Source organism: uncultured Gemmiger sp. (assembly GCA_944388105.1).
Lineage (GTDB): Bacteria > Bacillota > Clostridia > Oscillospirales > Ruminococcaceae > Gemmiger.
Map to the genome: position 1 here is coordinate 16,267 of CALXHN010000004.1, position 12,751 is coordinate 29,017.

Genomic DNA, 12,751 nt, shown 5'->3' on the forward strand with positions numbered 1-12,751 from the left:
TTATTATATCTGTTTTCCGGGCCGGTCGCCACGAAAATACAACTTTTTTCTTTTCTCCTGTTTTTCTATCCAAAAGGCCCCCGCCTCCGGCAATCCGATGCCGGGAGCGGGGGCCTTGCTGCTATATATTATATAAATAGGTAGGGAACTCACTGCACCGCGTCGGTGCCGTAGACCTCGATCTGGGTCAGTGCCGGGAAGGGGGAAGGGTCGTCCGCCTTGATCAGGTCGCCCAGCCGCAGCCAGGTGATGCCCTTGCGGGCGATGTTCAGCCGGTGGGGTTCGCTGCTCTTTTCCAGGGACACCACTTCCCGGGTGCCGTCGGAGAAGCGCAGGGTCACCTGCTGCCACCAGTTGTCGTGGGGGAAGTCCGCCCGGGTGTACAGCACGATGGTGTCAAAATCCACCGGACGGCCGAAATCCAGGGTCAGTTCGGCGTCGTCCTGCATGTTGATGCCCCAGGAGGAGTACGGCCACCGGCCGTGGGAATCCACCGCCAGCAGACCGTCGATGGCGTTGCGGGCCGCAAACACGGCCTCGCCCCGGGTCTCCACATTGGCGCTGGCGTGGGGGTAGCAGCCGGCCACATCATGCTGGTCGGCGGGGTTGCAGGCCAGGTTGCGGTAGCCCAGCTCCCAGGCCGCGGCCGGACGCAGGGTCAGGTAATGGCGCTCGCCGGTGAAGGCCTTGGGGTTGTGGGCATCCTTTTTTTCCTCAAACAGGACAGGATACCGCAGGGTGGTGCCGGTGATGTACACCCGGGATTCCTCGATGCAGTCATCCACCCGCACCACATAGTGGCCCGGTGCCGCCACTTCAAACGTGATCACATCACCGACGGCATATTCCCCTTTCCAAGCCAGCACGACCTGCTGCGCTCCGCTTTGCTCTGCTTTGCAGACCCCGTCTGCACTGGTGATACAGATCCGATTCTTCATCTACTTTCTCCCTCAACATATAACAGTTTATCGCAGGCGAATCCGGCGGCACTGGTCCCCGCTGCGGTACAGCGCAACGGCACGGCCGTAGAAGGGTTCGTCATGGCAGGTGAATACCTTGGCGCCGCGGTAGTTTTCCCGGTTGCGAAGCACCAGGGTCCAGCAGGCGCCGTCGGCGGTATGGACATCCCAGGCGGTGATGAACTCCGGCAGGATGGTCTCCTCACTGCCGGCGCGCAGCACCCGGGCCCGGGTGACGGTCAGGCCGCGGGCGGCCAGCACCGTCTCGCCCACCCAGCGGTCCTGCATGTCCAGGGTGCGGGTGAGCAGAGGAGCCTGACACAGCTCGTTGTACTTGGGCGAATAGACGCCGGTGCCGCAGGACAGGGGGATGTCGCTGCACAGTTCCAGCACCACGCCGCCGTTTTCCAGGGTGAAGCGGGTGTCCTGTCCGGTCACCTGCACTTCCGGATGCAGGTGGAAAAACTCCTGCACCTGGTGGCTGCCCCGGCAGGTGATGTCCTGCACCGACAGCCAGACGCCGCAGTCCAGCGCAAAGACCCGCCGCACCACATGGTAGGGGGTGCCGTCCCGCAGCGTGCCCCAGAAGGGCAGCTCGGCGTAATGGACGCCCTCCTTTTCGGCATAGTAGTTGGCGCCGGTCTCGGCGTAGTCGGCATAGCTCCAGGAGGCATCCGGGTCACCGCCGGACTGGCCGTCGATGACGCACAGGTTGTGGGCCGCCGGCGCCTTGAGCTGGCAGCGCAGGGGGTCGTCCTCCCGGTAGGTGTAGCGGCCGGTGTCCACCAGGAAGGGCTTGCCGCCGCAGTATACCGTCAGGTGGGTCTGGTCGGCATGGCCGTGGCTGCTGCCCAGGGGGCTGTTTTTCAGGGCGGTGAAGTTGGCCTTGTCCGTCCAGTCGCTGCGGAACGCCAGATTGCCGCTGCGGGGGCAGGGCCAGCTGCGCCGGCGGGGCTCCTCCGGGCTGCACTGCTCAAAGGCGCGGATGCCGGACATGCCCAGCAGCCATGCGCTCTCCATGTCCAGGGTGTCCCCCGCCGCCCAGCGGTAGATGCCGCCGTCGGCAAACAGGGCCGCCGCCCGGGCCAGCACGTCCCGCACGTCGGTCACGTCGCTGTCGCACTGGGGCATCTGGTACAGGGCGGGGTCGGCGGTGTACAGCACCTGCCGGCTCATCACCCGGATGACGCTGAGCAGCCAGCCCGGGGCTTCCAGGTCCAGACCCTGGCCGGGGCCCGCCTGGGTTTCCGGCAGGGTGCTGCCGGCGGGGGCTTCCACCGCACGGCGCGCCAGGTCGGACAAAGGCCGCCCCGCCTGCTGCGCCGCCCGGATGAGCACCAGCATCTTCACGCAGGCGTTGAGCACCTCCACATGGTACATGGGGGACTGCTCCCAGTGGGTGCCGTCCTCCAGCACCTGGAGCTGCAGCTGGGTGAACAGATGGTCCCAGGACCAGCTTTCCAGCTCGGCGGGGACACAGTCGGCGCCGAACCAGGCCGCCGCCGCACAGATGGCGGTGGTCTGCAGCACGCCCCAGTTGCTCAGGGTGTAGCGGGTGATGTAGCGGGCTTTCAGGTTGGCGAACTGCTCCGCCAGACTGGCCAGCACCGTGTTGGCCTGGGCGTCGGTGAGGGCGTCCTCCGCCAGCAGGAAGGGCAGCAGCCGGCACCAGTTCAGGCAGCGGATGCCGGTGTCGATGGTGCGGGTGGCAATGTTGCCTTCCAGGGTGATGGGGTTGGAGGCGATCCAGTTGAGCAGATCCCCGGTGAGCTTGTCCCGGTATTGGACCTTCCCGGTCAGGACCCAGGCCTGCCACAGCTTGGGCAGGTAGTCATGCCGGTTGAGCATGTACACCCATTCGGGGTCCCCGTTGGGGCTTTCGGTCCAGGTGCCGGCGGGCAGGGTGTAGGGGGTGCTGCAGGGTTCCATATCCCAGCGGTCGGTATAGGTAAAGGTGTTCTGCACCAGCGCGTCGGCCTGTTTCAGCAGGTCGGCCGCTTCCGGGGCACAGTGGGCCCGGACATAGGCGCCGGTGTTCTGCGCCTGGTAGTGCTCCGCAAATCGGCGGGCGTCCCGGCGCAGGCAGTGCAACGCGGAATCGGTCATGGCAGTTTCCTCCCATAAAAAAACGGCAGGGATGCCGGTGAGACATCCCTGCCGGTAAACGGTGCGGATTTCGGATCAGCGGCCGGACTGTTTCACCGCAGCATGATGGGGAAATCAGGCAACGATGTGCAGCACGGACAGCACGATGCCCAGCGCAATGGTCAGCAGGACCAGCTTGATGGTGGTCCACTTCTTCACCTTGATGAGGTAGAAGACCAGGCCCAGGAAGGCGCAGGGCAGCAGGTTGGGGGCGATGGCGTCCAGCATGGACTGCAGGGAAACGATCTGCTGTTCTTCCGTGCCGGGGACCGACGCCGCATACTGGATGGGCGTTGTGATCTTGACAAAGTTGAACGCCAGACCGGAAATGACCGTGACGCCGATCATGCTGGCCACGTTGGAGATCTTTTCGATCTCGCTGGTCATCTTGCCGATGATGCTGGTGCCCAGGTTGTAGCCCAGCAGGCCGCACAGGATCTTGACGATGAGCAGAACGATGTTCATGCCCAGCAGGTACAGGATGGGTCCGAGCAGCAGGCCGTCATAGGCCAGGGAAGCGCCGATGGTGCCCAGCAGGGGCGCCAGGACGAACTGGGACAGGGAGTCGCCGATACCGGCCAGAGGGCCCATCATGGCCATCTTGATGTTCCGGATCTCGCTGCTGGGAGTGCCGTTTTCCAGCATGACCAGGTGCAGGCTGGTGACAAAGGGCACAAAGTGCATGTTGGTGTTGTAGAATTCGATGTTCTCCTTCAGGACAGCCTGCAGGGCGTCATCGTCATCCTTGTACATCTTGCGCAGGGCGGGGTACAGCATGTTGGCGTAGCCCAGGCCCTGGTAGTTGCCGTAGTTAAAGCCGTTCTGCAGGAAATAGGACCGCAGGGACGTCTTGATAAAATCGGCTTTTGTCAATGCGTTAGATACCATCTTCGAACACGACCTCCTCATCTTCGGCAGCAGCGGCGGCAGCCTTGTTCTGGTTGAAGAAGACCAGCAGGGCAACAGCGGTACCGGTGATCGCCACGGCCATGGTGCCCAGGCCCATGTAGGAGACCAGCACATAGCCCAGCAGGACGAACGGAATCAGTTCCTTCTTGGCCATAACGTTCAGGATCATGGCGAAGCCGACGGCGGGCAGCATCTTGCCGGCCACGGTCAGGCCGGTGCTGAGCCAGCCAGGGATCAGGTTGATGACGGCTTCCAGGCCGGTGGCGCTCAGGGCGGCGACCAGGCCGATGATGCAGCCCACGATGAAGAAGACCCACACGGTGGTGTTGGCCGCAATCCGGAAACCGCGGAAGTTCTTCTTGTCCAGGGCACGGGTGGCAAAGCCGCTCAGGGTGGTGGCAAAGGTGTAGGTGGCAGTCAGAACGAACTGGAACCCGACCGCAAACGGGATGGACAGGGCCAGGGCGGTCTCCACCGGAACACCGGCGGTGATGGCCATGATGGCGCCCACGATGCCGGGGCCCATATGGTTCGGGGGGATGGAACCTCCCTGAGAAACGCCGTAGCCCATGAAGGCCAGCTCACCCACAGCGCCCATGGCCAGACCGGTCACAGGGTCGCCCAGGATGATGCCCACGCCCGTTGCCATGACCAGGCAGCGGTTGGTGTAGATGCCCAGCAGCATACCGGCCAGACAGACGCCGGTCCACAGGGCAATCAACACTGCTTGTAACATTGTGATTTGCACAGAAAACTCCTCCTTACAGATTTATCAGATGTAATCGTTCAGGTTGACCTGAGCGACACCATCATCACCGGTAGCAGTGGCCTTGGTGTTGAAGGTAACACCGTACTTGTCCCGCAGTTCCCGCAGGGCGGCCTTGTCCTCGGGTCCCAGCGCGATGAACTTGCTGACCTCTTCCTTGCCGGGTGCGTGGTGGATGTTGCCGACATTGATCTCCTTGACGGGGACACCGCCGGCCACCAGACGCAGGGCGTCGGCGGGGCTCTTGCAGACGATGAAGATGGTCTGCTTGGGAGAAGCCTTGTTGATCAGCTCGCAGGTCTTCTGCACAGAGAAGAAGCGCATGGCGATGGTGCGGGGCACGACCGCCTTCATCAGCTGCTGCTGGATGGGATCGGCGCTGGCGGCGTCGTTGGCCACGATGACCGTGTTCACGCCGAGAGCCTTGATCCAGACCTGACCCTGGCCGTGGATGAGGCGTTCATCAATACGGAAAGCAACGATATTGGGCATGATTCTGTCCTCCTTATGAAATTTGATCCAATCCGGTACCGGTCTTTACCAGTACAGATTCCAATCCTTGTAGAAACGGACCAGGGCTTCCATGTAGTAGTAGTCGCCCCAGATGTTGCCCTCGTCCACACCCTTGCCGCTGTGCCAGGAGTAGACCCCGTGGTACAGCACCGGGCTGCCGGGTTTGGCCTCGGTGCCCTGGTAGTTCTGCATCAGGCTGCGCAGGATGCGGTGGCAGGCATATTTGTAGGTGTTCTTTTCGGGGTCGGTCTCCGGCAGGTACTTGCCCATCTCCAGCATGCCGCACACGGCGATGGCCGCGGCGGAGGAGTCACGGGACTGCCCGGAACCGTCGCCGAAAATCAGGTCCCAGTAGCACACATCGTCTTCCGGCAGGCGGTTGAGGAAGTAGTTGGTCATGCCCTCAAACAGATTGACGGAGGCGGGGTTGTGGTTCTGGATGTAGTTCAGGGGAATGCCGTAGATGCCCCAGGCCTGCCCGCGGGCCCAGGCGGAATCATCGCTGTAGCCCTGGCGGGTGGCGCCCCGCAGGGGAGCGCCGGTCTTGGCGTCGAAGTAGTAGGTGTGGAAGGCGGAGGCATCGTCCCGGATGACGTGGTTGGCGGCCGTCTCGTAATGGCGGTCGGCGGCGTCGGCGTACTTGCGGTCACCGGTGACTTCGGTGGCCCAGTACAGCAGGGGGATGTTCATGAAGCAGTCGATGATCAGGCGGTAGTTGTCCTGGGCACCCACAGCGCCCCAGGCCTGGATGAAGCCATCCCGGGCGTTGTAGCGTTCCATGAGCTTGTCCGCCGCCAGGATGCCGGCCCGCCGGCCCTTTTCGGAACCGGTGAGCTTGTAGCCCGCCACGCAGGAGGGCGAATACAGGAAGCCCAGGTCGTGGTGATCCAGCTCGATGCGGTTTTCCACCCGGTGCAGGAAGGAATCGATGTTCTTCTCGGCCAGGGCGCGGAACTCTTCGTCCCCGGTGTACTCATAGCACAGCCAGAGCAGGCCGGTCCAGAAGCCGTCGGTCCATTCGATGTTTTCGATGATGGGATACTGCAGGCCCTTGGTGGCGGACCAGGGGAACTTGGTGCCGAAGTACTTCATGTTTTCCCGGGTCTGGGCCACCACGAAGTCCATGGCTTTTTCCACTTCCGCCTTGGTCAGCAGCGGGGTGGACAGGTATTTGTCCCGCTTGGCGATGGGTTCCACATGAATGGTTTTGATCATTTCGGACCCTCCTCTTGGTCTTACAGGCCGCCCTCGAAATCCGGTTCTTCGGAATCATCGGACTGGGCATCCCAGTCCATGAAGCCTTCCACGCCGGTCTGCAGCACGTCGGCGGCCAGCTCGGCCAGACCCATGCTGTCGGAGGAGAAGGCCGCTTCCATCAGCGCGGGCATGTTGGCGCCGGCCACCACCCGCACGTCCTTGCCGGTCTGGGTCATCTTCAGTTCCACCGCGGTGCGGAAGGGGGTGCCGCCGGCCAGGTCGGCCATGATCAGGACTTCCTTGTCGGGGATGGACGCCAGCAGGGCGCTCATCTTCTCCTTCAGTTCCTCGGGGCTCATGCCCTCCTCAAAGTCCAGGGCATAGACGTTTTCCGGTGCGCCGGCCACCAGCCGGGTGGCGCTCAGGGCGCCCGTGGCGTAGTTGCCGTGACCGATAATCAGGATGCTGACCATACGATTTTCCTCCTTGCGGTTTGCCTGCTTGTTGCGTTTGCGTTGTACTCAAGTATAAGGCCTAAATGCCGGCGCATGAATAGCTTATCCGACACAGTTTATTCACAAAACGGATTTTTCTGGCCGAAATTTTTCCGGACTTCCGACAGTTGTTGGGCAATATGGCAAAAAAATGCGGGCAAAAATCGTGAAAAGCGCCCTGCGGCGAATCTACGTCACAGGGCGCTTTTTTGTTTTTGCCCGTTGTGCGATTGTGTGGATCAGGTCTCAGTTTTCCAGTTCGGTGCGGTCCTTCACGTTGGCATACACCTCGGTCTTGTCCTTCACAAATTGGGTAGGAGAGCAGCCGTAGAACTTCTTGAACACCCGGGAGAAATACAGGGCGTTGTCAAAGCCGCACATCTGTGCGATCTCGGCCACGGTGTAGCCGGCGGTCCACAGGGTCAGCATCCGTTCGGCGCTCTTCATCCGCATGTCGGTGAGGTATTCCAGGGGCGAAACCCCCACTTCCTTCTTGAAAAGTTTGCGCAGATAGTCGTAGTGGAAGGGCATGGAGTGAATGAATTCATCCAGCTGGTAATCGGTGCGGGTGTAGTTTTCCTGGATGCTGGCACGGATCTGGGCCACCGGGCCGGAAAACTCCACATTGCTGCGGAAGACCACGATGTAGCTGGCGATCAGGTCCCCCAGGGAGGCCAGCACCAGTTCGTGCTTTTTCTTGTCCGACATGTGGTACAGCCGCACCTGGGCGAACGCATTGGCCAGACCGTTGTCCTCGTCCGCCACCCGGAAGGGGGTGTGATAGGGGAAGGAGGGGGATTCCAGCATGATGTAGATGTTGGCAAAGCCTTCCACGCCGGAATTGGCGTGAGGCACCTTGGGCGGAATGACCACCGTCTCCCCTGCTTTGTAATGGATGGGCGGCTGGTTCTCAAACCGGAAGGCGCCTTCCCCTTCGGTGCAGTAGACCACCTCCCAGTGTTCATGCTTGTGCATGCGCACGTTGTAGATCTTGGGGTGTTCCCCCACAAATACGATTCTGTTCATGGTATTCCTCGCTGTTCAGTTCCGGTGCGCGGGGGGCGCACCGTCCCATGCCGCGGCGCCCTCAGGCGTTCGCGCCGGAAGCGAGACGCTTTTTTTCGGCCTCGTTGTAAAGCTGGGTGTAGGAGGGCTGCCAGGGCACCTGGCAGTTCTGCCCCCACGCCTTGGACCCGAAGACCCGGAAGTTGGGCACGTTGGTGGCACAGTGCTTCTGGGCGAAGTCGATGAGCAGCACCGCCTTGCGCACCCGCAGCAGCATCTGGGTGGCGGTGAGGGCGTAGATGTAGTAATTGGCGTCCTTGAACTCCCGTTCCATCCCCAGAGGCATGGCGCAGTAGATCTCCGCGTGGGCGGCATCGGTGGCATAGCAGCAGATGCCGCCGCCGATCTTTTCCAGGGTGATGCCGTGGTCCCCGCACTCAAATTCAAATTTGTTCTTGAACAGGTTGAACTTGACCTTGCTCGCTTCTCCGACCTGCATGCATTTTCTTCCTTTCTGTTCCGGTCCCGGTTTCACTCATCTTTTTTTATCATATCATAAAACCATTTATTATGCCAATCCCCCAAAATTTCGCGTTATTACGCAGTTCAGCACAGACTCAGCTCCACCTGACCCGCCGCGGGCACCTCCAGGCGCACCACCCACAGGCCGGGGCGGCGCTCTTCGGCCCGGGCGCCGGGAAGGCTGCAGACGAGCTGTTTTTCCCCGGGCTGCAGCGTCACCAGCAGGGCCATGGGACCCGGCCGGGTGCAGTCCAGCCGGACCTGGAGGGAGGCGCAGTCCTCCCCCCAGATGGCATCGTCCACAAAGGTGTCGAAGCCGGGGGTCAGGGTGCCGGGGCGGCAGCAGGAGGCATACCACTGCACCACCGGTGCGGACAGCCCGCCGAACTGGTGCCAGCCCGCCCCCCGGCCGCAGTCCACCATGAAATGCTCAAAGCAATGGTAGGTGCGGGCGCACTCGGTCTGCCACAGGTCCAGGGCGGTGCGGGCGATGCGCAGGGCAAAGTCCGGGTCCCCGGCATCCAGGGCCGCCTTGAAGAAGATCCACTGGTAGGGCATCCACACCGAGCCGTTCCAGTAGCCGTCCTCCCGGGCATAGGGGGCGGACCGGTCCACGGCGGTCAGGCCGCAGGCGGTCCACAGATGGTCGGGGCTTTTCACCTTTTCCCACAGGCGGCGGGCCCGGTCCGGGGGACAGGCCCCCGCAAAGAGGGGCGAGGCCCCGTCAAAGCCCATGTTGAAGTTGGTCCCGTCCTTGTACCGGAGGAACGCTTCCGGCCGTTTGTGCTCATCGTGGAGGACATAGCTGTAGTATCCGGCCTCCTCGTCCCAGGCGACCCGGTTCAGGCAGTCGGTCAGGCGGGCGGCGTCCGCCTCGTACCGGGCGACAGCCTCCCGCAGGCCCATGACCCGGGCCGCATAGGCCAGGATGCGGGCACACCGCACCGCAAAGGCGGTGGTGATCACCGGGGTGCAGCAGCTCTGCAGTCCCCGCAGGCCCACCTGCTTCTGGGCGGGGTAGTCATCCCAGCCGCCGGAGTTGTAGAAATAATCCCAGGGACGCAGCAGGCCGCTTTCCATCCCGCCGGTGGTGGAGCCGCCGGCACGGCCGATGAAAAACTCATAGGCATGCCGCATTTTCTGGTACAAGGCCAGGGCATCGGCCCGGGATTCGGGGCGGTTGAGCAGCTCCGCAAAGAGCAGGAACTGGGTGGGCAGCAGGGTGCCGTGGTGGAGGAAGGCGGCCTCCTCATCATGGGGGTCGGTGAGGTAGGCCCGCAGGCAGTCCAGCCCCCGGGGCAGCGACAGGGCGGCCAACCCCATGCCGATGAAGCCGGAATCCCAGGTATACAGGCTGTCCCACCAGCGGCCGGGGGTGTTGTGCCGGATATACTGCCGCCGGGTGTACACCGGGTAGACCACGTTGGTGCACAGCACCCCCTGCATGAGCTGCTGGCCTAAAGCGAAGTCCTTGCCGTGGGGCAGGGCGGCGGCGGGGGCCATGGCCCGCTGCCCTTCCTCCCACCGGGCCTGCAGTCCGGCCCGGTCGGCCAGCAGCTGGCGGCAGGTCTCCTCGGCCTGCCGGCCGGCGGGCGCCCAGGCCGCCGCCCCCCAGATCACCCGGGTCTGCCCGGGCTGCAGGGGGATGGGACGCATGAACACGTCGGTGAAATGCCCTTTACCGTTGCCGGTGAGAAGGTCGTGCACATGGTCCTGGGCGGTGTCCCGCAGAAAGACGTCCAGTTCATCGTTTTCGATCTGCCGCACCTGGGTGTTTTCGTAGTCCCAGCCCACGGCATAGGTCCCGGCCAGATGGGGATACCGCAGGGTCAGCAGGGATTCCCCGCCGTGGCCCAGGCGGAGGGGACGGTACCCCTCCCCCCGCTGCAGCAGAAAGACCTGGTCCGCCTCCTCTTCCTCGCACAGGACCAGGCAGTCCAGCTTCACCTCCCCCATGCCCAGACCATACAGGGTCAGCGCAAAGGGACCGGCTTCCAGCTCGGTCCGCAGCGGGAAGCGCACCACCCAGGGTTCGGTGCAGGGCGGCAGGACGATCTCCTGGCCCGGTCCCAGATTGAACCGGCCGCTCTCCTTGCCCGTGTTCAGGTACCGCACCAGCAGGCAGGGATGGAACAGGGGCCGGGGCAGATCGAACCGGTAGCGCACCGCGTCCTCAATGCCCCGCCGGGTGCTGCGGCCGAACTGGTCCTTGCCGCATTCACTGCCGAACCCCATGCCCAGGCCGTACCCGGACAGGAACCCGGGAACGGCTTCCTCCCCCCGGCGCAGCCCGTCCCAGCCCAGGCCGTCGGAGGGGCGGGGCTGGCGGAACTGCAGCTGCTCATAGTCGTTGGCCATGACCAGCACCGCGCTGTCCGGCAGGCGAATGTCCGCCCCGGGGATGGTCCATGCCTGCCCCGAGGGGGTGGGGTCGTGGGCGCTGGCCGCATAGTGCAGCACCAGGTCCTGGGGGTCGGGGGAATCGTTGTGCAGTTCCGCCCGGATCAGGCAGGCCTGCTCCCCCGCCGTCAGGAAGGAGATGTCCGCATAGACCTTGTCCTTCCATTCCAGTTCATGGCGGATGGTGTAGCAGGAAAGGTCCGGCGCCGCCTGCCACACATGCCAGGGGCCTTCAAACCGGACGTTGGGCACCTCCACCCGGCGGCGGAACAGCCCCGGGAACACCACCAGATCAAACCGGGTGCCGTCGTGGACGGCGGGCACATGGCTGATGCCGCTGTACTGCTTGGTGTAGGGGCCCCAGTCCGGCAGATGCAGGTCGTGGGATTCAAATTTCATCAGGATTCACCTCACGGTGTATTTTTTCCCCATTATAGCACGGCTGTACAGAGGAGGACATCCGGGCGAACCGCCCAAGAGACGGCCGGATTTTTTATGCGTTCTGCGCATAGCGGCGGGCGGCTTTTTCCGGTATGATAGAGAAAAGTGTTGGAGACAAAGAGAGCAGCACGCCCCCGTCCCAGGGACCGTGCCGCTCTTTTTTTTTCCCTATTCCGCAAAAAAACGGAGGATTGGTATGAATCGGACCGCAAAGCGCGCCGCCGCGGCGCTGGGCATCCTTCTGGGGCTGGCGGTGCTGGCCCTGCTGGGGTATGTGGGGTATCTGCAGGGGCAGTATTACCGCATCCCGGACAAGACCGAGCTGGAGGTGACCGGTCCCCGCACCGAGCTGCTGGCCACCGGCACCCCCTACACCGCCGTGAGCTGCAACCTGGGCTTCGGCGCCTACGGGCCGGACTACTCCTTCTTCATGGACACGGGGGAGATGGACGACGGCACCCCCACCCGGGGGGTGCACGGTCGGGCGGAAAGCCGGGAAGCGGTGCTCACCAACATGGGCACTGCCCTGGACACCCTGACCGCCCTGGACCCGGACCTGCTGCTGTTGCAGGAGGTGGACGAGAACGCCCACCGCAGTTTCCGGGTGAACCAGCGGCAGATGACGGGGGAGGCTTTTCCCGGCCACAGCCAGGTGTGGGGCGAAAACTTCCACAGCACCTTCCTGTTCTACCCCTTCACCGACCCCCACGGGGACGCCAAGGCCGGACTGCAGACCCTGTCCCGCTACCGGGTGGACCGGGCGGTGCGGCGCAGCTATCCCATTGATGAGAGCTTCTTTCTGAAATTCACCGACCTGGACCGCTGCTTCACCCTGTCCTACCTGCCGGTGGAGGGCACCCACCGCCAGCTGGTGGTGGTGCACAGCCACATGTCCGCCTACGACGAGGGGGGCACCGTGCGGGCCCGCCAGCTGGAACTGCTGCGTCAGGTGCTGACCGAGGAATACCAGAAGGGCAACTACGTCATTGTGGGGGGCGATTTCAACCACGCCCTCTACGGCACCGCCCATGCCTTTGAGAGCCGGCAGACCTTCCCCGGCTGGGTGCAGACCCTGGACGACACCGACCTGCCGGAACACTTTGCCTTTGTGGCCGCGGACAACGGCTTCACCGTGCCCACCTGCCGGGGGGCCGACATCCCCTACACCCCCGGGGTGAACTACACCACCGTGGTGGACGGGTTCCTGGTGTCCGACAATGTGACCGCCCGGGCGGAAAACATCGACAGCCAGTTCGCCTTCAGCGACCACAACCCGGTGCTGCTGACCTTCTCCCTGGCGGCCTGAGTGCCGGAATTTGCAGAAAGTTCAGAATTTTCCTCTGTTTTCCCGGGGGCTTGTGTGATACAATTGGTTTGTATAACAAAGCAAACCAGTATGA

11 protein-coding genes are annotated in these 12,751 nt (G+C 63.2%); 1 reads left to right on the top strand and 10 read right to left on the bottom strand.

Features of this window, described 5'->3' with window-relative positions; genetic code table 11:
• Positions 1-149 precede the first annotated feature (149 nt).
• From Q0K17_RS00890 to Q0K17_RS00935, 10 genes are all read right to left on the bottom strand, one after another.
• On the bottom strand, positions 150-938 hold the full coding sequence (locus Q0K17_RS00890) for a carbohydrate-binding protein (RefSeq protein ID WP_294538699.1): 789 nt from the start codon (positions 936-938) through the stop codon (positions 150-152).
• Between the two features lie 27 nt (positions 939-965).
• Positions 966-3,065 carry an alginate lyase family protein gene (locus Q0K17_RS00895; RefSeq protein ID WP_294538701.1) on the bottom strand — a complete coding sequence of 700 codons (2,100 nt, stop codon included), beginning with the start codon at positions 3,063-3,065 and terminating at the stop codon, positions 966-968.
• Positions 3,066-3,179: 114 nt separating this feature from the next.
• Entirely contained in the window at positions 3,180-3,992 is an 813-nt protein-coding gene (locus tag Q0K17_RS00900) for a PTS system mannose/fructose/sorbose family transporter subunit IID (RefSeq protein WP_294538703.1), read from the bottom strand.
• Entirely contained in the window at positions 3,982-4,749 is a 768-nt protein-coding gene (locus Q0K17_RS00905) for a PTS sugar transporter subunit IIC (RefSeq protein ID WP_294538705.1), read from the bottom strand. Before Q0K17_RS00905 ends, Q0K17_RS00900 begins: the two co-directional genes overlap by 11 nt.
• Before the next feature lie 36 nt (positions 4,750-4,785).
• The gene (locus Q0K17_RS00910; RefSeq protein WP_294538708.1) at positions 4,786-5,271 is read right to left on the bottom strand and encodes a PTS sugar transporter subunit IIB; all 486 of its coding nucleotides are present in this window, start codon (positions 5,269-5,271) and stop codon (positions 4,786-4,788) included.
• A gap of 45 nt (positions 5,272-5,316) precedes the next feature.
• A complete protein-coding gene (locus tag Q0K17_RS00915; protein ID WP_294538710.1) occupies positions 5,317-6,507 on the bottom strand; it encodes a glycoside hydrolase family 88 protein in 1,191 nt (396 codons plus the stop codon).
• Between the two features lie 20 nt (positions 6,508-6,527).
• Positions 6,528-6,962, bottom strand: a complete 435-nt coding sequence (locus tag Q0K17_RS00920) for a PTS sugar transporter subunit IIA (protein ID WP_294538712.1) — start codon at positions 6,960-6,962, stop codon at positions 6,528-6,530.
• 267 nt (positions 6,963-7,229) lie between these two features.
• Positions 7,230-8,009 carry an AraC family transcriptional regulator gene (locus Q0K17_RS00925; protein ID WP_294538714.1) on the bottom strand — a complete coding sequence of 260 codons (780 nt, stop codon included), beginning with the start codon at positions 8,007-8,009 and terminating at the stop codon, positions 7,230-7,232.
• A gap of 61 nt (positions 8,010-8,070) precedes the next feature.
• Complete coding sequence (locus tag Q0K17_RS00930) at positions 8,071-8,487, bottom strand: hypothetical protein (protein WP_294538717.1); 417 nt, start codon at positions 8,485-8,487, stop codon at positions 8,071-8,073.
• Positions 8,488-8,594: 107 nt separating this feature from the next.
• Positions 8,595-11,309, bottom strand: coding sequence for a trehalase family glycosidase (locus Q0K17_RS00935; RefSeq protein WP_294538720.1), 2,715 nt, complete (start codon positions 11,307-11,309; stop codon positions 8,595-8,597).
• A 238-nt stretch (positions 11,310-11,547) separates the two neighbouring features.
• Here Q0K17_RS00935 and Q0K17_RS00940 point away from each other — a divergent pair, with 238 nt between their 5' ends.
• The gene (locus tag Q0K17_RS00940) at positions 11,548-12,657 is read left to right on the top strand and encodes an endonuclease/exonuclease/phosphatase family protein (protein ID WP_294538723.1); all 1,110 of its coding nucleotides are present in this window, start codon (positions 11,548-11,550) and stop codon (positions 12,655-12,657) included.
• Positions 12,658-12,751: the final 94 nt, after the last annotated feature.

Bases quoted from the DNA above. Each gene is read 5' to 3' on its own strand.
- Q0K17_RS00890 (WP_294538699.1), bottom strand. From the start codon at position 938: ATGAAGAATCGGATCTGTATCACCAGTGCAGACGGGGTCTGCAAAGCA.
- Q0K17_RS00895 (WP_294538701.1), bottom strand. From the start codon at position 3,065: ATGACCGATTCCGCGTTGCACTGCCTGCGCCGGGACGCCCGCCGATTT.
- Q0K17_RS00900 (WP_294538703.1), bottom strand. From the start codon at position 3,992: ATGGTATCTAACGCATTGACAAAAGCCGATTTTATCAAGACGTCCCTG.
- Q0K17_RS00905 (WP_294538705.1), bottom strand. From the start codon at position 4,749: ATGTTACAAGCAGTGTTGATTGCCCTGTGGACCGGCGTCTGTCTGGCC.
- Q0K17_RS00910 (WP_294538708.1), bottom strand. From the start codon at position 5,271: ATGCCCAATATCGTTGCTTTCCGTATTGATGAACGCCTCATCCACGGC.
- Q0K17_RS00915 (WP_294538710.1), bottom strand. From the start codon at position 6,507: ATGATCAAAACCATTCATGTGGAACCCATCGCCAAGCGGGACAAATAC.
- Q0K17_RS00920 (WP_294538712.1), bottom strand. From the start codon at position 6,962: ATGGTCAGCATCCTGATTATCGGTCACGGCAACTACGCCACGGGCGCC.
- Q0K17_RS00925 (WP_294538714.1), bottom strand. From the start codon at position 8,009: ATGAACAGAATCGTATTTGTGGGGGAACACCCCAAGATCTACAACGTG.
- Q0K17_RS00930 (WP_294538717.1), bottom strand. From the start codon at position 8,487: ATGCAGGTCGGAGAAGCGAGCAAGGTCAAGTTCAACCTGTTCAAGAAC.
- Q0K17_RS00935 (WP_294538720.1), bottom strand. From the start codon at position 11,309: ATGAAATTTGAATCCCACGACCTGCATCTGCCGGACTGGGGCCCCTAC.
- Q0K17_RS00940 (WP_294538723.1), top strand. From the start codon at position 11,548: ATGAATCGGACCGCAAAGCGCGCCGCCGCGGCGCTGGGCATCCTTCTG.